The 25,533-nt window shown below is 60.1% G+C and carries 20 protein-coding genes; 12 read left to right on the forward strand and 8 right to left on the reverse strand.

The genetic code is table 11. The features are described 5' to 3' along the window. Positions 1–140: 140 nt before the first annotated feature. On the forward strand, positions 141–1,268 hold the full coding sequence (locus PseAD21_RS12810; RefSeq protein WP_102356003.1) for an aminotransferase class V-fold PLP-dependent enzyme: 1,128 nt from the start codon (positions 141–143) through the stop codon (positions 1,266–1,268). On the opposite strand, the gene PseAD21_RS12815 is transcribed toward PseAD21_RS12810, so the two are convergent. The 4 genes from PseAD21_RS12815 to PseAD21_RS12830 all read right to left on the reverse strand — a co-directional run bounded on the left by PseAD21_RS12815 (position 1,261) and on the right by PseAD21_RS12830 (position 7,794). Continuing rightward, positions 1,261–4,401, reverse strand: a complete 3,141-nt coding sequence (locus PseAD21_RS12815; RefSeq protein ID WP_256588143.1) for an efflux RND transporter permease subunit — start codon at positions 4,399–4,401, stop codon at positions 1,261–1,263. The genes PseAD21_RS12810 and PseAD21_RS12815 overlap by 8 nt on opposite strands. Next, positions 4,398–5,564, reverse strand: coding sequence for an efflux RND transporter periplasmic adaptor subunit (locus PseAD21_RS12820; RefSeq protein WP_102356004.1), 1,167 nt, complete (start codon positions 5,562–5,564; stop codon positions 4,398–4,400). The genes PseAD21_RS12815 and PseAD21_RS12820 overlap by 4 nt, the downstream gene beginning before the upstream one ends. Further along, entirely contained in the window at positions 5,561–6,979 is a 1,419-nt protein-coding gene (locus tag PseAD21_RS12825) for an efflux transporter outer membrane subunit (RefSeq protein WP_102356005.1), read from the reverse strand. The genes PseAD21_RS12820 and PseAD21_RS12825 overlap by 4 nt, the downstream gene beginning before the upstream one ends. 125 nt (positions 6,980–7,104) lie before the next feature. Continuing rightward, positions 7,105–7,794, reverse strand: a complete 690-nt coding sequence (locus PseAD21_RS12830) for a response regulator transcription factor (protein ID WP_102356006.1) — start codon at positions 7,792–7,794, stop codon at positions 7,105–7,107. A gap of 117 nt (positions 7,795–7,911) precedes the next feature. Here PseAD21_RS12830 and PseAD21_RS12835 point away from each other — a divergent pair, with 117 nt between their 5' ends. The 3 genes from PseAD21_RS12835 (at position 7,912) to PseAD21_RS12845 (ending at position 11,098) form a co-directional block, all read left to right on the forward strand. Next, positions 7,912–8,604, forward strand: a complete 693-nt coding sequence (locus PseAD21_RS12835; protein WP_102356007.1) for a response regulator transcription factor — start codon at positions 7,912–7,914, stop codon at positions 8,602–8,604. Then, on the forward strand, positions 8,582–9,958 hold the full coding sequence (locus tag PseAD21_RS12840) for an ATP-binding protein (RefSeq protein ID WP_102356008.1): 1,377 nt from the start codon (positions 8,582–8,584) through the stop codon (positions 9,956–9,958). The genes PseAD21_RS12835 and PseAD21_RS12840 overlap by 23 nt, the downstream gene beginning before the upstream one ends. Positions 9,959–10,033: 75 nt before the next feature. After that, on the forward strand, positions 10,034–11,098 hold the full coding sequence (locus PseAD21_RS12845; RefSeq protein WP_102356009.1) for a YncE family protein: 1,065 nt from the start codon (positions 10,034–10,036) through the stop codon (positions 11,096–11,098). Here PseAD21_RS12845 and PseAD21_RS12850 read toward each other — a convergent pair. The 4 genes from PseAD21_RS12850 to PseAD21_RS12865 form a co-directional block, all read right to left on the reverse strand. Continuing rightward, on the reverse strand, positions 11,070–11,519 hold the full coding sequence (locus PseAD21_RS12850) for a fe2+ zn2+ uptake regulation protein (protein WP_178082127.1): 450 nt from the start codon (positions 11,517–11,519) through the stop codon (positions 11,070–11,072). The genes PseAD21_RS12845 and PseAD21_RS12850 overlap by 29 nt on opposite strands. A gap of 66 nt (positions 11,520–11,585) precedes the next feature. Next, the gene (locus tag PseAD21_RS12855; RefSeq protein WP_102356010.1) at positions 11,586–13,826 is read right to left on the reverse strand and encodes a TonB-dependent siderophore receptor; all 2,241 of its coding nucleotides are present in this window, start codon (positions 13,824–13,826) and stop codon (positions 11,586–11,588) included. A gap of 109 nt (positions 13,827–13,935) precedes the next feature. Beyond that, a complete protein-coding gene (locus tag PseAD21_RS12860) occupies positions 13,936–14,337 on the reverse strand; it encodes a ParB N-terminal domain-containing protein (RefSeq protein ID WP_102356011.1) in 402 nt (133 codons plus the stop codon). Between the two features lie 25 nt (positions 14,338–14,362). After that, positions 14,363–15,253: a CoA ester lyase gene (locus PseAD21_RS12865; RefSeq protein WP_102356012.1), complete on the reverse strand. Its 891-nt coding sequence runs from the start codon at positions 15,251–15,253 to the stop codon at positions 14,363–14,365. A gap of 616 nt (positions 15,254–15,869) precedes the next feature. On the opposite strand from PseAD21_RS12865, the gene PseAD21_RS12870 reads away from it, so the two are divergent. The 8 genes from PseAD21_RS12870 to PseAD21_RS12905 all read left to right on the forward strand — a co-directional run bounded on the left by PseAD21_RS12870 (position 15,870) and on the right by PseAD21_RS12905 (position 25,435). Continuing rightward, positions 15,870–17,264, forward strand: a complete 1,395-nt coding sequence (locus tag PseAD21_RS12870; RefSeq protein WP_102356013.1) for a Y4yA family PLP-dependent enzyme — start codon at positions 15,870–15,872, stop codon at positions 17,262–17,264. 14 nt (positions 17,265–17,278) lie between these two features. Next, complete coding sequence (locus PseAD21_RS12875; RefSeq protein ID WP_102356014.1) at positions 17,279–18,322, forward strand: PLP-dependent cysteine synthase family protein; 1,044 nt, start codon at positions 17,279–17,281, stop codon at positions 18,320–18,322. Between the two features lie 28 nt (positions 18,323–18,350). After that, a complete protein-coding gene (locus tag PseAD21_RS12880; RefSeq protein WP_102356015.1) occupies positions 18,351–19,511 on the forward strand; it encodes an NAD/NADP octopine/nopaline dehydrogenase family protein in 1,161 nt (386 codons plus the stop codon). A 36-nt stretch (positions 19,512–19,547) separates the two neighbouring features. Then, positions 19,548–21,398 (forward strand): IucA/IucC family siderophore biosynthesis protein, encoded by a 1,851-nt coding sequence (locus PseAD21_RS12885; protein WP_102356016.1) that lies wholly within the window; start codon positions 19,548–19,550, stop codon positions 21,396–21,398. A 13-nt stretch (positions 21,399–21,411) separates the two neighbouring features. Continuing rightward, on the forward strand, positions 21,412–22,656 hold the full coding sequence (locus tag PseAD21_RS12890) for an MFS transporter (protein WP_102356017.1): 1,245 nt from the start codon (positions 21,412–21,414) through the stop codon (positions 22,654–22,656). Positions 22,657–22,671: 15 nt separating this feature from the next. Beyond that, positions 22,672–23,856 carry an aminotransferase class V-fold PLP-dependent enzyme gene (locus PseAD21_RS12895; RefSeq protein WP_102356018.1) on the forward strand — a complete coding sequence of 395 codons (1,185 nt, stop codon included), beginning with the start codon at positions 22,672–22,674 and terminating at the stop codon, positions 23,854–23,856. A gap of 85 nt (positions 23,857–23,941) precedes the next feature. Next, positions 23,942–24,457 carry a sigma-70 family RNA polymerase sigma factor gene (locus PseAD21_RS12900; RefSeq protein ID WP_102356019.1) on the forward strand — a complete coding sequence of 172 codons (516 nt, stop codon included), beginning with the start codon at positions 23,942–23,944 and terminating at the stop codon, positions 24,455–24,457. After that, positions 24,458–25,435: a FecR domain-containing protein gene (locus PseAD21_RS12905; protein ID WP_102356020.1), complete on the forward strand. Its 978-nt coding sequence runs from the start codon at positions 24,458–24,460 to the stop codon at positions 25,433–25,435. It abuts the gene before it with no gap. Positions 25,436–25,533: the final 98 nt, after the last annotated feature.

Genomic DNA, 25,533 nt, shown 5'->3' on the forward strand with positions numbered 1-25,533 from the left:
AAAATCGATAAACACATTGATCCGGCTGAAGGATGATTGTGCATCACTGTTCCCCTGTCGTCTTGTACCGCCATGCTTGAAAGCAAGTGCTGCCGAGGCTAGGGTCGATATCACTACATCTCTGCCAAAGGAGTTACGCCATGTCAAAGCTCTATCCCGGTATCGATCCTGAGGGCCTGGTCGAGTATTCAGTGGTCTACACCGACCGCTCGCTCAACCACATGTCGCAGTCCTTCCAAGGCGTGATGAAGAACGTTTCCAAGACCCTGAAACAGGTCTACAACGCCGAATCGGTTGCGGTGGTCCCGGGCAGCGGCACATTCGGCATGGAAGCTGTCGCGCGACAGTTCGCCACTGGCCAGCAATGCCTGGTGATACGCAACGGCTGGTTCAGTTATCGCTGGAGCCAGATCCTCGATATGGGCAACATTCCGGCAGCGACCACGGTGCTCAAGGCCCGACCGGTCGACACTGATCGCCAGGCGGCCTACGCCCCGCCGCCGCTGGACGAAGTGTTGGCAGCCATTGCGGCACAGAAGCCGCAGGTGGTCTTCGCGCCCCACGTTGAAACTTCATCCGGGATCATCCTGCCCGACGAGTACCTGCGGGCGGTTGGCGATGCCGTGCATGCGGTGGGTGGCTTGTTCGTGTTGGACTGCATCGCCTCGGGCACGATTTGGGTGGATATGCACAAATGCGCAGTCGACCTGCTGATCAGCGCTCCGCAGAAAGGCTGGAGCGCCTCCCCTTGCTGCGCTCTGGTGATGTTCAGTGCTTTGGCCCTCGAACGCATCGAGCAGACGCAAAGCAGCAGCTTCGCCTGCGACCTGAAAAAGTGGTTGCAGATCATGCAGGCCTACGAACAGGGCGGACATGCCTACCACGCAACCATGCCCAGCGATGCCCTCGCGCGCTTTAACGACGTGATGAAGGAAACGCAAGCCTACGGCTTCGACAGGATCCGCGACGAACAACAGGCACTGGGTGATCGGGTACGCGCGATGTTGACCGGCAAAGGTATCAAAAGTGTGGCCGCTGCCGGCTTTCAGGCCCCCGGTGTCGTGGTGAGCTACACCGATGATGCCGACATCAAGAGCGGCAGGAAATTTGCCGATCACGGCCTGCAGATCGCCGCCGGAGTGCCGTTGCAATGTGACGAACCGGCCGACTTCCAGACCTTCCGCATCGGCCTGTTCGGACTTGAGAAGCTGCAGAATATCGAGCGCACGGTCAGTACGCTTGAGCAGGTACTGGATGAGGTTATTTAGAGACCGGGTTGTCTGGCGCCGGCGCTCCCGGGAAAACCGGATGGAGTGCGGTGATCGGGCCACTCACCCTGGTGGCGTCGGGCTGTGTCTTGCGGCGTCGACGCTCAAACCAGAGATAGACCACGGGCGTGGTATACAGCGTCAGCACTTGCGATACCAATAGGCCGCCAACAATCGCAATACCCAATGGCTGCCGCAATTCGGCACCGGCGCCATGCCCGAACGCCAAGGGTACTGCGCCCAGAAGCGCAGCAAGTGACGTCATCAGAATCGGCCGCAGTCGCAGCAGGCACCCTTCCCTGACCGCTTCGCGGGCTGACAGCCCTCGCTGCTGCGCCTGCAGCGTGAAGTCGACGATCATGATCGCGTTCTTCTTGACGATCCCGATCAGCAGAATGATGCCGATCATGCCCAGGACTGACAGATCCTGGCCGCAGAGCATCAGTGCCAGCAGCGCACCAAACCCGGCAGAAGGCAGTGTGGAGATGATCGTCAGCGGGTGGATGGCATTTTCGTATAGCACGCCAAGCACGATGTAGACCGTCAGGATCGCCGCCAGAATCAGCCAGGGTTGCGACTTGAGCGAGTCCTGAAACGCCTGGGCCGTGCCCTGGAAACTGCCCGTCACTGTATCGGGCAGCGCGACCGCCAGAGAGGCCTGGTTGATTGCAGTGACCGCGTCACTCAAGGCATGGCCGGGAGCGAGATCGAACGACAGGGTAATGGCCGGGAATACGCCCTGGTGGTTGATGATGATCGGCACCTGTTCGGTCTTGACGCTGGCCAGCATGTTCAGCGGCACCAGCGCTCCGGAACCGGCGCGTACGAACAGGTGTTCGAGCGTCGCAGTGGATGTCTGCCAGGCCGGGTCGAGTTCCAGAATCACATGGTTCTGATCCAGTTGCGTGAACATCGTCGCAATCTGCCGCTGACCGAAAGCGTCATACAGCACATCGTCGATCGCCTGCACCGTCACCCCCAGACGCGCCGCCGTCGGACGGTCAATGACCAGAGTCGATTGCGCAATGGCCTGCTGCTGATCGGACGTCACATGTTGCAACTGAGGCAGGGTCTTGAGTTTAGCCAGCAGCACCCCGCTCCAGTGATCCAGCTCGGCGCTGTCCGGGTCCTGCAAGGTGTATTGATACTGGGTTTTACTGGCCCGACCGCCAATCTGGATATCCTGGTTGGCCTGCATGTACACCTTGATCCCGGACAACTCGTCGAGCGCCGGTTGCAGGCGCCGGATGACTTCGGCGGCGCTGACTGTGCGCTCGCTGAACGGCTTGAGGTTGATCATCACCTTGCCCTGGCTGACGGTCGGATTCGGGCCGATCCAGAAGTAGACGCGGGCGACCGCCGGATCCTTACCGATCACTTGCGCGGCGCGATTGACCTGCGCGCGCATGGCGAGCGGAGAAATATCCGCCGCCGCTTCGGCCACGCCCTGAATCAAACCGTTGTCCTGTTGTGGAAAGAAGCCCTTGGGGATGCCGACATACAGGATTGCCGTCGCAACTACCGTTGCGATGGCGACGGCCAGGGTCGTGCGCTGATGATCGAGCACCCAATCCAGGCTGCGACGGTATCCGTTGTGCAAGTGCTCGAACCCTCGTTCGCAAGCCTGGGCAAAACGACTCTCTGCCCGGTCGTCATGGGGTTTGAGCAACCAGGCGCAAAGCATTGGCGTAAGGGTCAGCGAGACGATGCACGACATGATGATTGCCACGCTGACCGTGACCGCAAATTCGCGCATCAGGCGCCCGACAATCCCTGACATCAACAGGATCGGCAGGAACACCGCAATCAGCGACACCGTCATCGAAACAATGGTGAAAGCCACTTCTCGCATCCCGTCAACGGCCGCTTGCAGTCGCGATTTACCCGTTTCCAGATGCCGGACAATGTTCTCCATGACCACGATGGCGTCGTCCACCACGAACCCGACGGCAATCGCCAGGCCCATGATCGACAGATTGTCGAGGCTGTAGCCCAGCAGGTACATGACGCCGAACGTGGCCACCAGCGACAGCGGAATCGTCAGGCTCGGAATCAGTGTCGCCGTGGCTTTGCGCAGGAAAACAAAGATCACCACGACCACCAGGGCGACGGACAACAGCAAAGTGAACTGCATGTCATTGACCGACGCTTCGATGGTCTGGGTGCGGTCACCCACCACCTGCACTTGCACGTCTCGCGGCAACGAGGCGGTCAACTCGGGCAATTTGGCCTTGATCGTGGCAATGGTCGACAACAGGTTGAAACCCGGTTGCTTGTGAATGTCGACGATGACGGTCGGGTCGGCGCCCAGTTGCGCCGCCTGCTGGGTGTCCTCGGCCCCGGCGATCACCCGGCCGAGGTCGCCCAGTTTGATCGGCATGCCGTTCTTGTAGGCAATGACCTGATCGCGATAATGCTGTGGGTCCAGCAACTGATCGGTTGCGCCCAGCGTGATCGAACGGCTCGGGCCATCGAGGCTGCCCTTGGGCTGATCCAGCGTGCTGACGCCGATGACGCTGCGCACGTCTTCAAGGGTCAGTCCTCGGGCAGCGAGTGCATCAGGATCAATCTGTACGCGCACCGCCGGTTTCTGTTCGCCGTGGAAATCCACCAGGCCCACCCCGGGCATCTGCGACAGACGCTGAGCGATGTAGTTGTCGGCGTAGCGATCGAGCTCCGGCAAGGTGCGCGTTGGCGACGTTACCGCCAGTGACAGCACAGTGCCTTCGGCCGGGTTGACCTTGTTGAAGGTCGGCGCGCTTGACATGGTTTTTGGCAGGTTGGGGGTGGCGGTGTTGATCGCCGTCTGCACGTCCTGCGCAGCGCCATCGATGTCCCGGGACAGATCGAATTGCAGCACGATCTGGGTCTTGCCGGCGGCACTCGAAGAGGTCATCGAGGTGACTTGCGGCACGGTGGCAAACGCGCGCTCCAGCGGCGTGGCAACCGACGACGCCATGGTTTCTGCACTGGCGCCGGAGAGTTTTGCCGTGACCTGAATGGTCGGGAAATCCACTGTCGGCAATGGCGCCACCGGCAATTGAAAGTAGGCGAAAGCACCGAGCAGCATCACGCCCAGGGCCAACAGACTCAGGCCTACCCGTCGTTGAATCAAACCGGCCAGGGCGTTCATGGGTTCACCTGCGCCAGATCAGCATTGGCATCGGTCTTGACCGGCATGACTTTCAATCCCGGTGCAACGCGGGATTGGCCCTGCACAACCACCGTTTCGCCGGCCGTCAATCCCTCGCGTATCCATTGTTTGCCGCCGACCACAGTCGCAGCATCCACCCGTCGCGGTTGCACGCGTTGCTGCGCATCGACCACATAAACGAAATTGCCCTGACGTCCCAACTGCACGGCTTCCGCCGGCACGACCGTCACATTGCGCCGGGTTTGTACCAGCAGACGCGCGCTTACCAGTTCACCGGGCCAGAGTTTTGCAGCAGCATTGTCGAACTGTGCCTTGAGCTGGATCTGACCACTGGCGGCGGTCACCTGACTGTCGATGAAACTCAGTTGACCACGGGCGATTTCCTGTTGACCGTCGCGGGTCATCGCAACCACTTGCAACGCGCCCTTGGCGTTCTCTTCGAGGATTTCTGCAAGGTCGTCCTGCGACACGGCGAAAGCCACGGAAATCGGGTTCATCTGCGTGATCGTTACCAGCCCGGAAGCTTCGGCACCGTGAGCAATGGCGCCGACATCCAGCAAGCGCTGCCCGGTTCGGCCGGTCAGCGGAGCCTTGACCTGAGTGAACTCCAGTTGCAGGCGCGCATTGTCCAGCGCTGCCTGATCGGCCTGCACCGTGGCCTGCTGGGCCGCCAATTGCGCGCGATACGTGTCGACGTCCTGGGTCGGCCCGGCCTTGGCGGCGGCGAGTTTCCCGGCTCGGTCGAGATTGACCCGCAGGTTGGCCAACTGGGCCTGATCCTTGGCGACCAGCGCCTGGGCCTGAGCCACCTGGGCTTGATAGACACGCGGGTCGATCACTGCCAGCAGGCTGCCGGCATTGACTGTCTGCCCTTCGTTGAACAGCACTTTCTGCAGCTCGCCGTCGACCCTCACCCGCACATTGACGCTGTTGAGTGCCTGTACATTGCCGATGGCACTGATCCAGATCGGCAAGTCCTCGACGCTGACCCGGGCCATTTGTACGGGCACCGCGCCGGCGTCGGTTTTTACCGGTGCGGCCTGGGCATGTCGGACCCATTGCGCAGTACTGAAGACAGTGGCCAGCACGACCAACACCAGACTGCCCAAAACAATCGGACGACGTGAGTAGGAGAGATTCATGGGTAAGCCACCTGGGCAGGAGATAGAGAAGCGAGGGTGTTCGGCGCGAAGTCCCCGCCCAGCGCGCGGAACAGTCCGACGGCGGCTTGCAGGTGTTGCAGGTGCACCTGCAACAGCGTGTCTTCGGCCTGATATTGAGTGCGTTCGACGATCAGCAGCGTCTGGAAATCGGTTGAGCCCAGGCGATAACGCACTTGCGCCAACCGCGCGGCTTCGCGCGCCGACGCCACGGCCGACTGGTTCAGCGCGTAGCTTTTATCCAGTTCGCGCGCGGCGCTGAGCTGGGTTTCGACGTCTTGCAAGGCTTCGATGATCGATTCGCGGTAACTGGCGGTCAGCTCCTCGACATGCGCCTGATCAAAATGCAGCTGTCCCTTGAGCTGGCCGCCGGCGAATACGGGCTGGCTGAGGGTGCCGATGGCACTCCAGATTTTTCCACCGGCGATCGTATCGATACCACCGAGCAAGTCCAGTGACAGATTCGGCAGGAACGCCGCGCGAGCCACCCCGACATCGAAATTGGCCGACACCAGCCGCGCCTCGGCAGCTTGAATGTCCGGACGCTGGCGCACTAGACCGATCGGCAGCCCCGATGCCGGGTGCGGCACTTGCAGAGCGTCCAGACCGTTGCCTTGCACATGAAAACCCTGGGGCTGCGCGCCGACCAGCACCGCCAATTGATACAGGGCCAGATCGCGCTGCTGACGCAACGCAGGCATGGCGGCTTCGAAGGTCTGCATGGCGTTGCGCTGCTGCTCGACTTCGAGGTTCGACACAGCGCCCTGGCTGGCCTGGACTTCCACCAGTTGCAGAACCTGTCGGGCATCGTCGGCAATCGACTGCGCCAACCGCAGCCGATCCTCCAGCGACAGCACCTGAAAGTAACTGTCGGCGATACTCGCACCCAGACTCATGCGCAAAATATGGGCATCAAATACCGTCGCTTTCGCCAGCGCATCAGCGGAATCGGCGGCAGCGCGTTGCTTGCCCCAGAAGTCCACTTCATAAGTGGCCTCGGCAAATACACTGCGTTTCTGCGTGGTGCCGTAATTGTTCTGGCGTTGAAAGTTGCCGCCCAGGTTCAGCGCCGGGTACTGCCCTGCCCCGACCACTTGTGCCGACGCTCGCGCCTCGTCGATGCGGCTGGCCGCCGCTTTGAGGGTGTAATTGGATGTCAGGCCCCGGTCGATCAACGCATCCAGTTCAGCACTGTGAAACTGCAGCCACCACTGCCCTCCTCCCGCTGGCGACGGGTCAGCAGTGCCGTCCCATTGCTGAGTCAACGGTAAATCCGGTCGCCGGTATTCGGGCACCATCGAGCATCCGCCGAGCGTCATCGCGCCGACGAGCAGCAACAAAACCGATAGATGCAACGCCCGGCGCGCACTGCGCGTCGGCAAGGTTGTAACTGACATGGGCACGCTATCCCCCGCTTGAGCCTCTGTGGACTGCTCCACGAATGCGGGGAAGATAGCGAGGGGCGCCTGCCAGAGCGTTCGCCGGCAGATAAACTTTTATTTAACTGCCACAGTCCCGGGGTTCACTCCTCGACCGGCTCGACCTGAAAACTGTACCCGGCGCCCGGCACCGTCCTGATCAGCGAGTGCTCGAAGCCCTCATCAAGTTTGCGGCGCAAGCGGTGGATGTGTTTATCGATGACGTTGTCGTTGGGGTCGAAGTCGTAGTTCCAGGCACTGTCGAGCAACATGTCGCGCGTTACCACCTGCCCGCTGTGGCGCATCAGTTTTTCCAGCAACAAGGCTTCGCGGTGCTGCAGGACAATGACCCGCCCGCCGCGCACGGCGGTACGCGTGGCGCAGTCCAGTTGCAGTTCGCCAACCGCCAGTTGCCGCGCCGGGCCGCTGACCTGATCGCGACCGCGCAACAAGGCATCCAGACGCGCCAGCACTTCGGCGAATGCATAAGGTTTGCCCAGGTAGTCATCGCAACCGGCTTGCAGGCCTTCAACCTTTTGCGCAGTGGTCGATTGTGCGCTGAGCATCAGGATCGGTACGCGCAACTGCTGTGCGCGGACGGCTTTGATCAAGCCAATGCCATCCAGACCGGGCAGGCGCCGATCGACAATCAAGGCGTCGTGAATCTGCTCAAGAGCCATGTCCAGACCGCTGTTGCCATCGCTGGCGATATCCACCACGTGGCCACTTTCACTCAATCCGCGCTCCAGATAAGCCGCCGTCTGGGCGTCGTCTTCAACCACTAGAATGCGCAAGGAAAACTCTCCATCGATCGAACCTGAACTTTTATTTAACTGGCGGGAACGTGGCGCCCCGGCAAGCTTTGCCACACTATGCCATCTCAGTCTGACAATGTGAGCGGTTCAACTGCCATGACCCATGTTCTGGTCGTCGAGGACGACTTGCCTACCTGCCGTGAAATCGAAGCGGCGCTGTCTGATCACGGCTTTACGGTGAGTTGCGTCAACAATGGACGCGAAGGCTTGCTCAAGGCCTTGAGTGAACCGTTCGACCTGATCGTGCTTGATCGAATGTTGCCCGGCGGCCTCGACGGCCTGGGCGTGCTGACGTCCTTGCGCGCCGCGAGTGTGACCACGCCGGTGCTGATTCTCAGCGCCCTCAGTGCACTCGACGAGCGCGTGCGTGGCTTGCGCGCCGGCGGTGACGATTACCTGACCAAACCGTTCGAGTTCATCGAGTTGACCGCTCGCCTGGATGCCTTGAATCGTCGTCGCAACGAAGTGCCGACGCAGGCCCGCGAAACCCGTCTGCGGGTTGCCAGCCTGGAAGTCGACCTGCTGAGCCGGACCGTGCGACGCGGTGAGCGGGTCATCGATCTGGTCCCGCGCGAGTACGCCTTGCTCGAACACTTGATCCGCAACGCCGGCCAGGTCGTCACGCGCACCATGCTGTTCGAGGCCGTGTGGAATTACAGCTACGACGAACGTACCAACGTGATTGAAGTTCACATGAGTCGTCTGCGCCGCAAGATCGACGGTGAAGGCGAACCGCCGATGATCCATACCATTCGGGGAGCCGGTTATGTTCTGCGTTCACCTGAGTGAAATTCCGCGCACCATCAGTTTTCGCACCGCGCTGCTGTTTCTCGGCCTGTTCGGCGCATCGTTCCTGGCCTTGTTCGGCTACATCTACTGGCAAACCGCGTTCTACCTGAAAACCGAAGCCGATACCGCGCTTTACCGCCAGGTGGAAAACCGCAGCGCGCAGCCCCCTGAGTTGCAGTTGCAGGAAATCCGCAAGCATGCCGTGCAGGATGCCGAAGCGCGCTTGCCGCATAGTCTGTTCGACGCGCAGGGCAAGTTCATCGCCGGTGCAATACAGGAACTGCCGCCCTACTCCGCTTTTGACAAGCCGCAAGAGTTTCGCTGGCTCAAGGCCAATGGTCACCACCGCCCTGTGCGGTTCATCGTGCACCGCCAGGCCGACGGCAAGATCCTGATGGTGGCCCAAGATGTTCATGACATCCGGGAGTTCGATGAACTGCTGATCAATGCGCTGATTTCCGGCGGTGTGCTGTTACTGGTCGTCGGTCTGTGCGGAGCGGTCGTCCTGGGTTATTCGGCCCACCGGCGTCTGGACAAAGTCAGTCGCTCGATCAAAGGCATCATCGAAGGCGATCTCACCGGGCGACTGCCCATTCAAGGGACCAACGACGATATCGACCGCCTTGCCGATGTGGTCAACGGCATGCTGGATGAACTGGAGCGCCTGATGAGCGAGGTCAAAGGCGTGTGCGACGACATTGCTCACGACTTGCGTACACCGCTGACCCGGCTGATCGCCGGGCTTGAACGCGCCCAGCGACGCGGGCTGGATGAAGCGCAATACGCCGCCAGCATCAATGCTGCGTTGACTGAAGCCAAGGCGCTGTTGCTGACGTTCAAGGCACTGTTGCGTATCTCTGAAATCGAAAACAGTGCACGCCGCAGCCACTTCGCGACGCTGGACCTGAACCTGATCTGCGCCGATGCCGCCGAGCTCTATGAGCCCTTGGCCGAAGAGCGCGGTATCAGCCTGACGCTTGCTGAAAGCCGACTTCCGGCGATGATTGCCGGCGACGCGCAGCTATTGTTCGATGCTGTCTGCAACTTGCTCGATAACGCCATCAAGTTCTGCCCGGATCACAGCCAGGTGCGCCTGAGCGTTATCGCTGATCAGGAGTCGACAGGCATTCAGGTAGCCGACAACGGCCCGGGCATTGCGCCGGCGGAACGTGAAGCGGTGTTGCGCCGGCTTTACCGGGCCGAATCGAGCCGTCATACACCGGGCAACGGTCTGGGGCTAAGCATGGTAGCGGCCGTTGCACGCCTGCATGATATGAAACTCAGCGTCAGCGATGCGTCTCCGGGCTGCCGGATTGATCTGCTCGGCAAGACCGGAGCAAACGCCCTCGCGTGATTGCTATGATGCACCCCGTTTTGACACTCGGGCCGCGCCCACACCTCTAGATACCTTTGGATGTGAAGAACATTGATGCCGTTGCGAAAAAACCTGCTGGCCCTTGCGAGCCTTGCTACCTGCCTGCTTAGCGTCCAGATGACCGAGGCCAGCGAACCGTTGCTGTACACCGTCAGCGCTACCCGGGCCTTGGCGGGTGAAGGCCACAGTTGGGGCTTTGGCGCACTTGATCCGCAACGGCCTTACTTGTTCATTGCGCGCCGGGAGAACGGGCTGGCGGTGTTCGACGTCGAGCAGCAACGGTTGCTGAAAACACTCGACAACTCCGCCGGCGCCAATGCAGTCACCTTCGTGCCTCGGCATAACCGCCTGTATGTGGCGAACATGGACGGCTCGCTGAGCATCGTGGCGCTGGATCGGCTGGAGGTGCTACAGCGGCTGGAACTGGACTCAGGCAATCTGAACAATCTGCTCTACGACGCCAGTCGTGACCGGGTGATTGTCACCAGCGGTCGCCGTGGGGATCATTCGACGCTCTACCTGATCGATCCGAAAAGCGATCGGCTGACGGGCTCTGTCGATGTCCCGGCACAAAAGCTCGATGGCCCACTGGTGCTGGATAACGGCACCTTTATAGTGCCCATGCGTGATGAAGACCAGGTGGCCGTGCTGTCCGGCGCCACGCTGGCGCAGCAGCAATTCTGGAGGTTCGAAGGCTGCCGCAAGCCCGGCGCCATTGCGGCCGATCAGGTGCATCAGCGTTTGTTCGTGGCCTGCCGGGGTGACAAGCCTCGCCTGGTCATCGCCGACCTCGCGACCGGCAAATCCCTGGATACCCTGCCCATCGGTCACGCGGTGAACACACTGGCCTACGACCATCAACGCGACCAACTGCTGGCTCCCAGCGGCGCCGATGCGAGTCTGGCAGTGATTCAGCGCAGCGCTCAGGGTAGCTATCGATTGCTTGGTTCGATCGGCACCCGGCCCTGGGCACACAACATGGTACTGGATGCCAAGCGCGGGCAAGCCTACCTGTTCAGTGCCGACTTCACGCAGCCGGCCCCGAGTCCGGATCAACCCAAACCGGACCCGGTGTTCCATCCCGACACGTTTACGGTGCTGACGTTGCAAGCGAATTGAGGCAGCGATGCGACGCAGTCGCCGGGATCTGACTGTTCGAGTCGCGCTGTGCGAGATACGGCTCGAGCATGTCCCACGCCTCGGGAGTAAAGCTGTAACTTCGGTCCGTTTGAGCGGTGATGACGCCCACCTCGGCAAGACGCTTGAGTACTTCGCGCACACTGACGATCGGCAGCTGGGAAAAAGACGCTTCTATATAAGCATGCACACCGTGCACGCCGATCAAGCGTCCCTCTTGTGCCGCGAGGATCAGTGCATTGATCACCTTCAGCCGAAAGAGGCTGGTGCGCAGTCCGTAAACCCGCAACATCTCGCGGATATGGCGGTTGCCGCTGCAATCATATTCGAGGGCAAGTGGGTGGCTCGTGACTTGACTCGGGCGAGCCTTGATTGTCGAGATAAATCCCGGGTTTTCCAGCATGTGAGTACTCCTGTTCACCCATTGACAAGGCAGGCAGCAGCTACTGGCTGTGCCTGCCCTCGCGCATCAGAAATCGACCGTAGCCGACAACTGCAAGGTGCGCGGATAACCCGGCGAGAACGCGCCGTAAGAAGCAACGCCCGACCAGTACTCACGATCAAACACGTTCTGCACCGTGGCGCGGAAGGTCGTCGGCCGGCCTTCGATTTTCGTTGCGTAGCGTGCGCCGGCATCGAAACGGGTCCAGGAATCCAGTTCCTGGGTATTGGCCTGGTTGACGTACTGACTGTCGGTATAAATGGCGCCGCCCGTCAGGGTGAAACCCTCCAGCCATGGCGTGTCCCATTCAGCCCACAGATTGGCCTGCACATCTGGCACACCGACAGGCTTGTTACCTTTGTTGGCCGCTGTCGCTGAATCGGTCAACTTGCCATCGAGCACCGTCACGCCGCCCATCAAGCGCGTGCCCGTCGCCACTTCGCCGAACATGCTCAATTCGATCCCCCGATTGCGTTGTTCGGCCTGCACCGAGAACACGTTGTCAGTGCCGACTTCTCCGCTTGGCTTCTCTATCTGGAACAACGCCAGGGTGGTCATGAACGTGCCGTGCTCGTACTTCACGCCGAGTTCATGCTGTTTCGATTCGTAAGGTGCGAATGTCTCGCCGGCGTTGACCGCTGTGCCGGGGGCAATGTCGCCTTTGCTCAAGCCTTCGACATAGTTGTAGTAGAGGGAAACGTCTTCCCAGGGCTTGACCACGACACCCACCAGCGGTGTCGTCGCGCTGTCGTTGTACTTCGAACTGACGGAGCCCGAAGCGTTGTAGTTGCGCGACTCGATGTCTTGACGGCGCACGCCGAGCGTCAACTGGAAACGGTCGTCGAGCATCGACAGCGTGTCGGTGAACGCAACGCCGGACAGATCCGATTCGGAAACCCGCAGCACTTTCGGTGAGCTGATGTATTGCTTGGGTACATCGATCGGGTGATAGATGTTCGAACGGATTTCCGTGCCGTTGTTGATGCCGCGGGACAACTCATCCTGGTACTGGGTCGCCATCAATGTGGTCGTATGGGTGATCGGCCCGGTGGCGAACACGCCACGGATGCCGACATCGGCGGTGGAACGGTCGACGTTGAATTTGTAGTAGCCCGGAATGTTGCTGGTGTCCCCTGCCTCATTGAGGATGCGCGGCACCTGGTCGGACATGCGCTTGACGTCCGACTTGCCGCCACCGGCATGGGCAAACACGGTGACCGTATCGCTCAGGTCATATTCACCGCCGAGCAACGCCGACTGCTCTTTGGTGTCCGACCAGCCCCAGTCCTGCGACAGGTTGGTGCGGCCATTCGGCGCGGACGGTACATCGACGCCCGGCGCGATGGTGAAAGGTCGCGAGGCGCCCTCCCAGCTTTCTTTCTGGCTGATGTAGTCCAGGTTCAGGCGCAAGCGCTCACCGCGATAATCCAGGGCGATTGCACCGATCCCCAGGTCTCGGTGCTGATCGTCGATGGCCGTGTCGCCGCCCTGCAGGTTACCGTTGAAGCGCACACCGAACTGGTTTTCCGAGCCGAAACGACGGCTGAGGTCCAGATGACCACCGACCTGGGAATCCGAGGCGTAGGTGGTAGTGACCCGTGTCAGGTCTTCGTCCAGCGGACGCTTGGGAACGATGTTGATCACCCCGCCTACGCCACTGTTCGGCGAGATGCCGTACATCAATGCGCCCGGCCCCTTGAGCACTTCGACACGCTCGGCGTACTCGGTGAACACCCGGTAATTAGGCGCGACGCCGTACACGCCATCGAACGCCAACTCTCCCAGGTTGCCTTCGCCAACCGGGAAGCCACGGATGTAAAACGAGTCGACGATGCCGCCCGTCTGGCCGGTGGAGCGCACCGAGGGATCACGCTCCAGCGCGTCGGCGACGGTGACGGTTTGCAGATCAGCGAGGGTTTTGGCGGTGTAACTGGTGACGCTGAACGGCGTGTCCATCACGTCTTTGTTGCCCATCATGCCCAGCCGCGCGCCCCGTGCAACTTGGCCACCGGCGAGGGTTTCCGGCAACGCCGTGGCGCCGTTGTAACGGGCGTTGATGTTGGTGGTGTCGAGGGTCAGCGCGTCGGTGCTGTCGTCGGCCAGGGTGACTGGCGTAGCGTTCGAGGTTTTATCGGCGGCAACGTCTTGTTGCTCGGGGCCGGCGGCCCAGGCGTTGGCGCTACCTGCGACCAGAACGAAATTCAACATGGCGGTACGCACGGCGAGTGTTAGCACTCGCTCACCGCTAGGACGACTGACAACAGGCATGACGAGAGGATCCTTTCATCGAGAGAAAATGGTAATCACTCCTATTGCCAGTCGATCTGCGAAAAAGTATCACCTGCAGCAAATTTTTTTGTTTTGGCCCGGCCCGGGATCAGTCGTAGAGGCGTTCCAGCGGGATCGCGACCACCGGCAACGCGGGGTCAAACGCGTGCCGGGTGGTCTTGTACGGGAAGATCTCGCCCCGGGCGATGGTGCTGAAAATCCGCGCCACTTCGAACGCTTGCCCGGTCTGCCAATGCCGCACACACACTCGCGGATCGGCGTAGTCGAGCTGGATGCACGGCACGCGCTTGAGGCCCAACTGCAACGCCGCGTTGAAGCGGTGATTGCCGTCCATGACGATGCCTTGCGAACGCTCGACGATGATCGGCTCCAGCCAGTGACCGGCGCGGACAATCGACTCGCGCAGCATCGTCACGTTGGCCGGGTCGACCTGCTCCGACTGCAGCACTTCACACAGCGGCCGCAACGCAATCTGATAACCGTGTTCCATGGTGGGTCTCCTGATTGAGCGGTTTTCAGCAGGCGTCGGCGCGGGGAGCCGGCGCGTATTGGCTGGCCACATCGAGCAGCCGCTGGGCGTGTTCGATCAGCGGCAAGTCGACCATCTCGCCATCCACTTGCACAGCGTGGCTGCCCGTGGCGACCGCCCTCATCACCCGGCCAGCCCAGGCCAGTTGACGCGAGTCCGGCAGGAAGGCGCGTTGTACCGACACCAGTTGCGCAGGATGGATGCACAGCTTGGCGCCGAAGCCCAGCGAGCGTGCGTAGTGCGAGTCTTGAGCGACCACCGCCAGGTCGCTGATGGCCGGAGTAACGCCGTCGATCGGTGACGGCAAATCCGCTGTCCGCGAAGCCAGCACAATGCGGTTGCGGGCAAACAGAAACGCTTCGGGAGTCTGGCTGCAGTCGATATCCAGCGAGAAATCCAGCGAACCGAACGCCAGCCGCGCCAGGCCCGCAATAGCGGCAATCGACTCGACCTGCTGCAGGCCTTTGGCGGTCTCGATGATCGCCACGATCTGCAGTCGTGGCTGCCACTCCAGCAGGTGTTCAACCACCCGCGCCAGGGTTTCGGGGCATTCGGCCTTGGGCAGGAATATTCCGTCGCATCGTTCGGGATGGCGCATGTCGCCGAGCCAGGCCAGGTCCTGGCGAAACAGCGTGCTGTTGACGCTGTTCAGGCGAATGTAACGCTCGCAGGCGACCTTCGGCGTGCTCTCCTGCCATGCGCGGATGGCGGCGCGAGCGGCGGCTTTGCTGTCGGGGTGAACGGCATCCTCAAGGTCGAGAATGATCGCGTCCGGGCCAGCCTCCACGGCTTTGGAAAACCGCTCGGGGCGGTTGCCCGGCACGAACAGGTAGCTGATCGCGGGTGGGGTTTTGCGGCTGAGTCGATCGGATTGCATGGCGTTGCTCCTTGGCGTGAACCAGTCGTGATTTCTGAAAAATTTCAGGCCCTGCCGACAGCGATTTTCGCGGCGCTGCCCGGGCTTCTCGCAACAACCCTCAACGCCTTGTTGATCAAGGAATCAAGGGGCTTTTTTATCTCGGGGCGAACGCGTCCTTGAGCGTGTAAATACACGTTCATTGATTCGCCTTTCGTAGGTCTTTATTCAAAAATATTTGAAAACCTTACTTGATAATCGTTCCTGTTCGCAATATTGTTCACGCCGCCAAGAGGAACTATCCTCGTTTCAAAGCCGGTAATCAGCGTCACGGGAAGTACATATTACTGATGTCATTTGAATGTCAGTTACTGTCCCGCAACTGGAAATTGACCACTCAACTAGTGGTCAGTTAGCACATCCGTACAAGCCTTAGGGAATGGGGTTCTCATGCCGTTTTTTTGTGAGCCATTTATTACGATCGATGCTGCGGACTTATCTTCATTTTTCATCTGGCCGCCGCCAGCATTGCGTTTAAAGTCTCGTGACTGACGAGTAAAAAAAGACCACATCCATCGATAACGATCGGTTATCGAAACATTAATGGCGAGGTTGTTTTCGACGCCAGGGGTCAACTATGCCTACAACAAATGCAGCACCTGTTGAACAGCAAAACAACGTTCATCAACCGGAACTGTTAAATCCGCTGATTGATCCTCTTATCTCCACATTTATCAATGATTTCCCGAGCAAGCTTGAAAACCTGGTTAAACGACACGGTTCGCCGTTGAACCTGGTCTGGCCCCACGCCTTTGAATTGAATACACAAGCGTTGTTGGCCGTATTGAAGCAATACAACGTGGCTCATGCGCTCTTCTACGGAGCCAAGGCCAACAAGTCTCAGAGCCTGCTCGCTGCTGCGGCAAATTTGGGCATCGGCGTCGATGTATCGAGCATCCACGAGTTGCACGCCGCACGGCGGGCCGGTACACCGGCAGGCAGAATCTGCGCCACGGGACCGGCCAAAACCACTGAATTTCACCAGGCACTGGTGAGCGCCGGCTCGTTGATTTGCGTGGACTCGCTGGAAGAATTCGACCACCTGGCCAGCGTGATTGCCTCACAGCCAACGCCGATAAAGGCCCGAGTTTTACTGCGTTACAGGCCGAAAAGCAGTCTGAAAAGCCGATTTGGAATGGGCACCGAGGACTTGCTTGAATGCCTGCAACGTCTGACCGGGCAGCCGGCGCTTTTTCACTTCGAAGGTTTCCACTTCCATCTCGGTGGCTATGGATACGAATCCCGCGCACAAGCCTTTCGTGAGGTGACCGGGTTCGTCGAAGCGGCCAGAGAAATGGGCCTGCACCCGCAGATGATCGACATCGGCGGGGGCTTGCCGATCCGCTATGTCGAGCCTCAGGCCTATGCCCGGTTCCTGCAGAACGACAACAATCCCGGCAATTATTACAACCACAAAGTTCCGACCGCTTATTATCCCTACGGCGGTGACCTGACAGCCCCACAATGGTTGGCATTATTGCTCGAGGCCGAGCATTCACAAGGCTTGTCGATCGCCAATTACTTGAAACTTCACAATATAACCCTGGCACTCGAGCCCGGCCGAAGCCTCGTCGATCAAGCGGCCATTTCAATATTCCGCGTGACCCGAAGCAAACAGCTCGCCGACAACAAAACCGTTCTGTTTGTCGAGGGCAGCAGTTTCAGCGCCTGTGAAACATGGTTCGCCTCTGAATACCTGGTCGACCCAATACTGATCAGTACCCAAGAACTCCCCGACACCCCCACCCAAGCCTATATCGCTGGCCATAGTTGTCTGGACGATGACGTAATAACTCATCGCCTGATCAACTTTGCCACCGCACCCAAGGCCGGCGACTTATTGATCTACGTCAATACTGCCGGTTATCAGATGGACCTGCTGGAGAACGAGTTTCATCGCCACCCCCTGCCCCGGCGGTTGACGGCGACCTGCTGTACGGAAGGTAACTATGTGTTTTCACCTGACTACTAAAGGGAACAATTGAAATGATATTGACCAAAGTCTCGGACCTTATTGGTAATACACCGATGTTGGGTATTGATGTTCCGGACACCAACGCCCGTTTGTTGTTGAAGATTGAAAAAAACAATCCCGGCGGCAGCATCAAAGACCGCATGGCGCGCAACATGGTGCTGGCCGCTCTCAAGTCCGGTCGATTGAAACCCGGCGGCGTGGTTGTCGAGTCGTCATCCGGCAATACCGGGATCGGTCTGGCGATGGCAGCGGTCGAGTTCGGTCTGCATTTCATTGCTGTGGTCGATCATCACGCCGCGCAAGACAAGATTGCCGTGATGAAAGCCCTCGGTGCCGACATTCGCTTCGTCAAAGGCACCTACCGCGAAGACGAAGTCGCAGTGGTCGAGCGCCAACAGATGGCCGCGGAACTGGCGACCGAGATTCCCGGCGCCGTGTTCATGAACCAGTCCGACAACGCAGCCAATGCCGGCGGCTACAGTGATTTCGTCCGCGAAACCGTCGCTCAGGCTGAAGGCGCTATCGGTGCTTATGTCGGATGTGTCGGCACCGGCGGCTCGATGACCGGAATCGCTCGCGGCTTGAAAGTGCACAACCCGGACACCGTCACCGTCGCGGTGGAACCCGCCGGCTCGATCGTCTTCGGCCATCCCGGTTATCCCTACTATCAATCGGGCACCGGCACGCCAGCCGGCGACACCGTGGGCCTGGTGCTCGATTACAGCTGCATCGATCTGGGTGTGCAGGTCACCGACTCTCAAGCGTTTGAAACGGCCCGCTACATCGCGCGCAATTTCGCCCTGCTGGTGGGCGGTTCGACCGGCGGTGCGATTTTCAAGGCACTGGAGCTGATCCACAAAGGTGCGCTGCGCGGCAACGTCGTCGTGCCGATTGCCGACGGTGGTGAAAAATACCTGCACACCGTGTTCGACGACAAATGGCTGCAGGAACGCGACCTGATCGACGCGAGCATCGCCCCGCAACTGGACGCCTGGCTGGGCAAGACCCAATGGCTGGATTCCGTTTCCGCGCCGCTGCAACTGAGCGTCGCATGACCCATCCTTCGCACAGGAACGCCTCTCGATGAATCTGTTGAAAGTCGCCATTTGCGGTGGTGGCAGGACCGGTCACCTCAACGCCATCCTGTTCAAACAGCTGCCCGATGTTCAGGTTTCGATGCTTACCAGCAACCTGGAGATCATCGAACAACACGCCCGTCAGACGCCAATGCAGGCGCTGCTGCCTGACGGTTCGACCCTGAGTGCCCGACTGGATCGGGTGACCACCGATGCCAGAGCTGCCGTCGAGGATGCCGACATCGTCATCATCACCGTGCCGGCCCATGCCCGCGCGCAAATCCTCAAGGACATCGCCCCGCATCTGAACGCGAGCAAGCCGGTGTACATCGGCGCGATTCCCGGTTTCTGCGGTTTCGACTGGCTGGCCGAAGCCACCCTGCCCGACCGCCCGAACCTGGTGATCTGGGGCATGAAGGACGTCCCGCATACCGCGTTCGAACTGACGCCGGGCCGCTCGATCAAAATGGGTGGCGGCAAAAGCCAGTTGTATGTGGCGAGCCACGCCAGAGAGCCGCAAACCGCCCGCCGACAACTGGAGAAAATACTCACCAGACTGTACGGCCCCTGCATGACGATGCTGGAAAATTACCTGGAGATCACCCTGACGCCGGGCAACCCGATCATGCACAGCTCGGTGATTTATGGATTGATCGGCCCCTACGGCCAGTGGCATCGCAAGATTTTTCCGCAGCGCATGTGCTGGTGGACCGAATGCCCGGAACTCGGCGCCTACTTCCTCGAGCGCATGGACCAGGAAAGCCAGGATTTGTGCGCGGTCATCAGCCAGCGCATGGGCGTCGACCTGTCCTCGGTCAAGTCACTGAAACAGGAAATCGTCGAGGCCTATGGCGAACAGATCCGTGACCAGAGCAGCATGTTGTCGATTCTGCGCACCAATCAGGCCTACAACGACATTCTCGCGCCGATGGTGCCCGCCGCCGACAACCGCGCCGGTTACGTGATCGAACGCGAGAGCCGGGCCTTCAACGAAGACGTCGCCTACGGCCTGGTGCTGTTGGTGGAAATGGCCAAGCGATTCGACCTCAAGGTGCCCTACATCGAAGAGGTCTTGCACTGGAGCGTTGACTACATGCAAGGCCTGCGCGACTCGGCACTCGACTATTTCCCAAGCCACTGGCCTCGCACGACAAGCGCCGCCGCGTGATCTCTTTACTCAATTTTCGACGAGCAGACCGCTGATATGGATGACTTCAAGACACTGATCGCCTACTCCCGCAAAAACGCCATGCGCCGCTTGATTCGCTGCCTTTTTGCGGAAAACATCCTCGACCGTTCGGCCCTGAGCTTTTGCGTCGAGGGCAACCAGGCCACTTACCCGCTCAAGGGTGGCCGCGCTCACCTGGCCTTTTCCGATATCGCCAAAGGCCCGGCCGACACGGTGGTCAACGACGGTGACGTGGTGCTGGTGACGGACGAAGGCGTTCGCCAGGTCATCACCAGCCATCAGGACATGCTCGATGTGCTGCGCAACAGCTTCGACTTCGAACCGACTGACGAAGGCGTGGCCGGGCTCAAGGCCGACATGGAAAACAGCCTGACCAACGACGCTCACGCCCGTCAACATCGCCAGCAATGGAATGCACGACTGCAGCAGGCCACCACGGATGCCGGGCTGAACAGCTTCACCGACTACCTGCGCCAGCACGCCAGAACCAAGGACGCTGCCATTCTTCTGGATCAGTGGGGTTCGCTGGAAGGCCATCCGTACTACCCGACATGGAAAGCGCGCCCGGGCCTGAGCGATGAGGAAGTCGAGCAACTGTCACCCGAGTTCAATGCGCAGGTGCCGCTGCGCATCGCCGCACTGCGCGCCGACAACGCGAAAAGCGAAAGCATGCCGCACGTGATCGATTACCGCGCCTGGTTCGCCGCAAACTTCCCGGCGCAATGGGAACAATGGAAAGCCTCGCTGAACAACAAGGGGCTGGACGAACACCAGTGGTTGCCATTGCCAATCCACGGTTGGCATTTGCAGGCCTACGTGCTGAAAAACTTCGCGCAAGAAATCGCCGACGGCATTTTGATTACCGACGGCCCGGTCCTTCCTGCCCTGCCGACCATGTCATACCGCACGATGATGCCGCTGCTGGATGAATGCGCGCCGCTGATCAAGCTGCCGATTGCCGTGTGGATGACCAGCGAACTGCGCAGCCTGCAAGCCAAATCGATTCACATGGGCCCGCGCATCAGCACTGTGATCAGCAAGATTCTTGAGGTTGAAAACGGCTTTGATCAGCGCCTGGAAATCTTCCCGGAAGAAATCGGCGTGCGTTACAAAAACGCAGTCACTCAGGACGATCATCCGGGCCGGCACTTGTCCGTGGTGTATCGCGCCAGCGCCCCTGCGTTCGAGCGCCGCGACGATTGCCTGCCGATTACCGTGGCGTCGCTGTTCACCCGTTTACCGGGCAGTGGTCGTCCGCTGTTCACCGATCTGATCGAGCGTGATGGCGTGCGCGCCGACGCTGCACAAGTCGAGCGCTGGTTCCGTGAGTACGCGAAAGTGGTCACTCACCCGGTGGTGGCGATCTATCTGATGTACGGCGTGGCCCTCGAAGCCCATCAGCAGAACACCATGGTGCTGTTTTCCCTCGACGGCAAAGCACGTAGTCTGCTGATCCGCGATTTCGGCGATGGCCGCACTTACGCGCCGCTGCTTGAAGAGCGCGGTTACAGCCTGCAACCGCATGTGCAGCCGGGCATTCTGCCGACCGTATTCTCGGGCGATATCGAGCCGGTGCGCATGTTCGTCCTGGATGCGGCGTTCCTCACGCACCTGCACGAAATGGCCCTGTGGCTGACCAAGGAATACGGCTTGAACAACACGCGGTTGTGGCAGGTATTGCGCGAGGAAACCGACCTGGCCTTCGAGGCTGTGCGCGATCGTGTCGCGCCGGCTCTGTGGGAAGTCGAGCACAAGGCGTTCGTCGAAGATCCATGGCCGACCCGGTCGTTGTTGCGCATGCACATGATGCAGTACAGCAACTATCGTTTGCAGCACACCCTGACCAACCCGCTCGCTAGCGTTTAACCGAGGCAGACTCATGTCCCATGCAGGTGTCATCCAGGGTTCGAGAGTAAGAATCCTGATTTATCTTCTATTTGCGATCCAGTTAGTGTCCATGGGCGCGATGGAAATGAGCGGGCCGTTCTGGCCTGTCCACCTGCGTGGACTGACGACTTCGGAGTCGGTTTTCAGCTTCGCCAGCATCGCCGTGTATGTCGGACCGATGCTGGGCATTATTCTGACCAGTGCATTCTGGGGCCGTATCGGCGATCGCTACGGCCACAAGTTGATGATGATCCGCGCCCTCGCCGGCTTGTCATTGACCCAGCTTGGGCTGGCCCTCTTCAGTGATATCTGGGTCATTCTGATCCTGCGTTTTCTGCAGGGCGCCTTCGCCGGCTACATTGCCCCGGCACAGGCTTACGGGGTCAGTATCGAGCCCCCTTCGCGGCGAGCGCGATTGTTCGCCATCCTGCAAATCTCCACCAACGTCGGCTCGTTGCTCGGCGCGGTGGTCGGCGGGTTGATTCTCGACTACGCGACGTTCTTCTGGATCAACATCATTGCTTCGGTACTGTGCGCCGTGTGCACGGTGATCGCTGCTGTGACCTTGCCGGACGTACCGCCGGTGAAAAAAGCGCCGGTCGCGGACAACGCCGCCCCTGTGCGCCGTTCCGGCAATCTCTGGCAAGGTTCGCCATTGCTGTCGCTGCTCGGGGTAATGGGCATACTGCTGTTGGCGCGGATGCTGCCGCAGACCTCGTTCTCGCTGTATGTCAGCTCGGTGTTCGAGGTCAGCAATTCGGTGGTCGGCCTGTGCTACGGCTTGCTGGCACTGGGTTTTATTCTGTCGGCCACGGCCTGGTCGCGCTATTTCGAACACCGGAGCCAGCAGGACACCCTGCACCGCATCACTTACATCGTCATCGGCTGCATCGCCCTCACTGCTGTGGCGGGCGTCACGCGCAATCCGCTGGTGTTTGTGGTCGCCTACTTCATCTGGGGCGTATTGCTGGGGGCTACCACGCCAGTGCTGATGGCCTTGATCTCGAAAACCGCTGACAGTTCGCAGCAGGGTCATGTGCTGGGAATCGCACAGGGCACTGCGCAGTTTGCCTCGATTGCCGGGATTTCCGCCGGTGGCCTGCTCAGTCAGGTCTACGGCTTGCAATACACCTATCTGTTCGTTTGCCTGGCCTACGTGGTGGCGCTGATCCCGATTGTCGCCCTGCGTTACTGGCCCGCGGTGATGCAACCGAGTGCAGCCCCGCCGGGGGACTGATCAAGGAGTCTGCTTTTGAACATTGAACAACTGCGCGCCGACACCCCCGCTGTCGCGCATCTGATCCATTTCAACAATGCCGGTGCGGCGCTGATGCCCGCGCCGGTGATCGAGGCCATGACCCGGCACATTCATCTTGAAGCGAATCTTGGCGGGTACGAAGCCGCCGGACAGTGCTCAGCCGAAGTGGAAAATGTCTATGGCACCATTGGCCGCCTGATCAACGCACAACCCGATGAAATTGCGGTCATCGAAAACGCGACGCGCGCCTGGGACATGGCGTTCTATTCGTTGCCATTGCGACCGGGCGATGTGGTGCTGACCTCGACCACCGAGTACGCCGGCAACTATATTCCATACCTGCAATTGCAGCAGCAGCGTGGCATCGAGATACGCGTCATTCCCAATGATGAACGGGGCCAGGTCTCGTTATCGTCGCTCAAGGACATGCTTGCCGATGATCGGGTCGCACTGATTTCCCTGCCCGTGATCGCCACCAATGGTGGGCCGGTGCAACCCATCGAACAGATAGGCGCCCTCGCTCGTGCGGCCGGCGTGCTGTTTCTGCTCGATGCCTGCCAGGGTGTCGGGCAGATGCCGATCGATGTGCAGAAAATCGGTTGCCACATGCTCGCCGCCACCAGCCGCAAATACTTGCGCGGGCCGCGTGGCATGGGATTTCTGTATGTCGAACGCGGGCTGTGTCAGAACCTTGAGCCGGCATTCCTCGACTTGCATGCGGCTTCTTTGCAAACCGCTGACAGTTTCGAAATTCGCCCGGACGCGCGGCGTTTCGAAAACTGGGAATGCAACGTCGCGGCCAAACTGGGCCTTGGTGCGGCGGTGGAATACGCGCTGGCGCAAGGTATCGAACCGATGTGGTTGCGAATTCAGCACCTGGCGGAGTACCTGCGCCAGCAACTGTCCGACGTTCCGGGCATCACCCCGCGAGACCTCGGCGCGGTCAAGTCCGGCATCGTCACCTTCACGCATCGCGATAGCAGCGCCGTGCAGGTTCAGCAGTGGCTGGCTGCTCAAGGCAAACGCATCAACGTCACAACCTCGACCTGCGGTTCGACCCTGCTCGACATGCAGCACAGAGACTTGCTTGAAGTCAGTCGCGCATCACTGCACGCGTACAACACCGAGGCGGAAATCGACACGATGATTGCAGCCCTGCGGCAACTGCCATACGCCTGAACAGGACACCAATCGGCGCTTGCGTCAGAGCCAGTTTGTAAACTAGCATTGGGAATACTTCTCAATTGCATGAATGCCTGCAGCCATGAGCCAAACCCTTCCCGCGAACAACGACAATCACCTGCGCGCGATCGAAGCCCTGTACAACGGCCATCATGGCTGGCTGTACGCGACGCTGAGAAAAAAACTGGGTAACGCCATGGATGCGGCGGACCTGGCGCAGGACACCTTCACACGCATCCTCGCCTCGCAAGTCACCGTCATCGAGCAACCGCGGGCCTATCTGAGCTGTGTGGCCAAGGGCATTCTGGTCAACTGGTATCAGCGCAAGGCGCTGGAACGCGCCTATCTGGACGCTCTCGCCCACGTACCTGCGCAGGAAGTACCTTCGCCGGAATTGCGTTTCATGGTGCTGGAGACCCTGCACGAAATCGACGCGATGCTCGATGCGCTGCCGCCATTGGTCAAACGTGCGTTCCTGCTTTCGCAGATCAGCGGCCTCAAATACGACGACATCGCCGAACAGTTGGGTGTGTCGCTGATCACCGTCAAACGCTACATGAAGCAAGCCTTCGTGCAATGCCTGCTGCTGGTGGAGTGAATGCTCACCCTGCGCAGTCAGCCTCATCCCGATCAACAAGCCCTTGAGGAGGCGGCCGACTGGCTGATCCGCTTTAGTGAAGGCGAACTCAGCGACACTGAGCGAGCCGAATGGGAATACTGGAAAACCAGCACCCCTGAACGCAGTCGCGCCTGGGCGCGGGCGCAGTTGCTGCAGAGCAAACTCGGTGGGCTGCCACCGTCGTTGGCGATGTCGTCGCTTGATCGTCCGAGCAGCCCTGAGCGCCGTGCGGCACTGGGCAAACTGGCGATGATCCTGGCGATCCTGCCGGCCGGCTGGGGCAGCTGGAAGCTGGCAGAGTCTCAGCAATGGTCAGCCGACTATCGCACCGCTGTTGGCCAGCAACGCGAGCTGACCCTGGCCGACGGTTCGAAAATCACTTTGAATACCGCCACCGCCATCGACGTCCTGTTCGATGCCAATCAACGGCTCATTCATCTGCGCGAAGGCGAAATACTGGTGCAGACCGCAGCGGACACTTCGCCGGTGCCCCGGCCATTTCTGGTCAGCACCCGCCAGGGCCGCATGCAGGCGCTGGGCACACGTTTCACCGTGCGAGAGCTGGAACCGCGCACTCACCTTGCGGTACTCGAAGGCGCGGTAAAAGTCGAGCTGGCGGAAAATCGCCAAGGGACGCCACTGATTGTCAATGCCGGGCAACGTACCGATTTTTCGGCGCATACCTTCGGCCAGGTCAGCGTCGCCGAGCGCTACGTCGGCGCCTGGGCGCAGGGCATGCTGATGGCCGACAAAATGCGCTTGGCGGACTTCGTCGGCGAGTTGACGCGCTATCGCCGTGGGTTTGTGCGCCTCGACCCGGCGATTGCCGATCTGCGTGTGTCCGGCGCCTACCCCATCAGCGACACCCAGCGCACCTTGAACATGCTCGCGCAAACCTACCCGATCCTTGTCAGCGGCCATTTGAATGGCTTCTGGGTCATGCTTTCCCCCGCCTGAATCAAAAAAACATTTACCGATCCGGTGATACTTTTTCTGATCTCGACTGGCTTGTAGGGAGAAGCACTCTACCGTCCTGTTTATAGGTCCATCCATTC

Source organism: Pseudomonas sp. AD21 (assembly GCF_002878485.1).
In the GTDB taxonomy this organism is placed as follows: domain Bacteria; phylum Pseudomonadota; class Gammaproteobacteria; order Pseudomonadales; family Pseudomonadaceae; genus Aquipseudomonas.

Bases quoted from the DNA above. Each gene is read 5' to 3' on its own strand.
- PseAD21_RS12810 (WP_102356003.1), top strand. From the start codon at position 141: ATGTCAAAGCTCTATCCCGGTATCGATCCTGAGGGCCTGGTCGAGTAT.
- PseAD21_RS12815 (WP_256588143.1), bottom strand. From the start codon at position 4,401: ATGAACGCCCTGGCCGGTTTGATTCAACGACGGGTAGGCCTGAGTCTG.
- PseAD21_RS12820 (WP_102356004.1), bottom strand. From the start codon at position 5,564: ATGAATCTCTCCTACTCACGTCGTCCGATTGTTTTGGGCAGTCTGGTG.
- PseAD21_RS12825 (WP_102356005.1), bottom strand. From the start codon at position 6,979: ATGTCAGTTACAACCTTGCCGACGCGCAGTGCGCGCCGGGCGTTGCAT.
- PseAD21_RS12835 (WP_102356007.1), top strand. From the start codon at position 7,912: ATGACCCATGTTCTGGTCGTCGAGGACGACTTGCCTACCTGCCGTGAA.
- PseAD21_RS12840 (WP_102356008.1), top strand. From the start codon at position 8,582: ATGTTCTGCGTTCACCTGAGTGAAATTCCGCGCACCATCAGTTTTCGC.
- PseAD21_RS12845 (WP_102356009.1), top strand. From the start codon at position 10,034: ATGCCGTTGCGAAAAAACCTGCTGGCCCTTGCGAGCCTTGCTACCTGC.
- PseAD21_RS12850 (WP_178082127.1), bottom strand. From the start codon at position 11,519: ATGCTGGAAAACCCGGGATTTATCTCGACAATCAAGGCTCGCCCGAGT.
- PseAD21_RS12855 (WP_102356010.1), bottom strand. From the start codon at position 13,826: ATGCCTGTTGTCAGTCGTCCTAGCGGTGAGCGAGTGCTAACACTCGCC.
- PseAD21_RS12860 (WP_102356011.1), bottom strand. From the start codon at position 14,337: ATGGAACACGGTTATCAGATTGCGTTGCGGCCGCTGTGTGAAGTGCTG.
- PseAD21_RS12865 (WP_102356012.1), bottom strand. From the start codon at position 15,253: ATGCAATCCGATCGACTCAGCCGCAAAACCCCACCCGCGATCAGCTAC.
- PseAD21_RS12870 (WP_102356013.1), top strand. From the start codon at position 15,870: ATGCCTACAACAAATGCAGCACCTGTTGAACAGCAAAACAACGTTCAT.
- PseAD21_RS12875 (WP_102356014.1), top strand. From the start codon at position 17,279: ATGATATTGACCAAAGTCTCGGACCTTATTGGTAATACACCGATGTTG.
- PseAD21_RS12880 (WP_102356015.1), top strand. From the start codon at position 18,351: ATGAATCTGTTGAAAGTCGCCATTTGCGGTGGTGGCAGGACCGGTCAC.
- PseAD21_RS12885 (WP_102356016.1), top strand. From the start codon at position 19,548: ATGGATGACTTCAAGACACTGATCGCCTACTCCCGCAAAAACGCCATG.
- PseAD21_RS12890 (WP_102356017.1), top strand. From the start codon at position 21,412: ATGTCCCATGCAGGTGTCATCCAGGGTTCGAGAGTAAGAATCCTGATT.
- PseAD21_RS12900 (WP_102356019.1), top strand. From the start codon at position 23,942: ATGAGCCAAACCCTTCCCGCGAACAACGACAATCACCTGCGCGCGATC.
- PseAD21_RS12905 (WP_102356020.1), top strand. From the start codon at position 24,458: ATGCTCACCCTGCGCAGTCAGCCTCATCCCGATCAACAAGCCCTTGAG.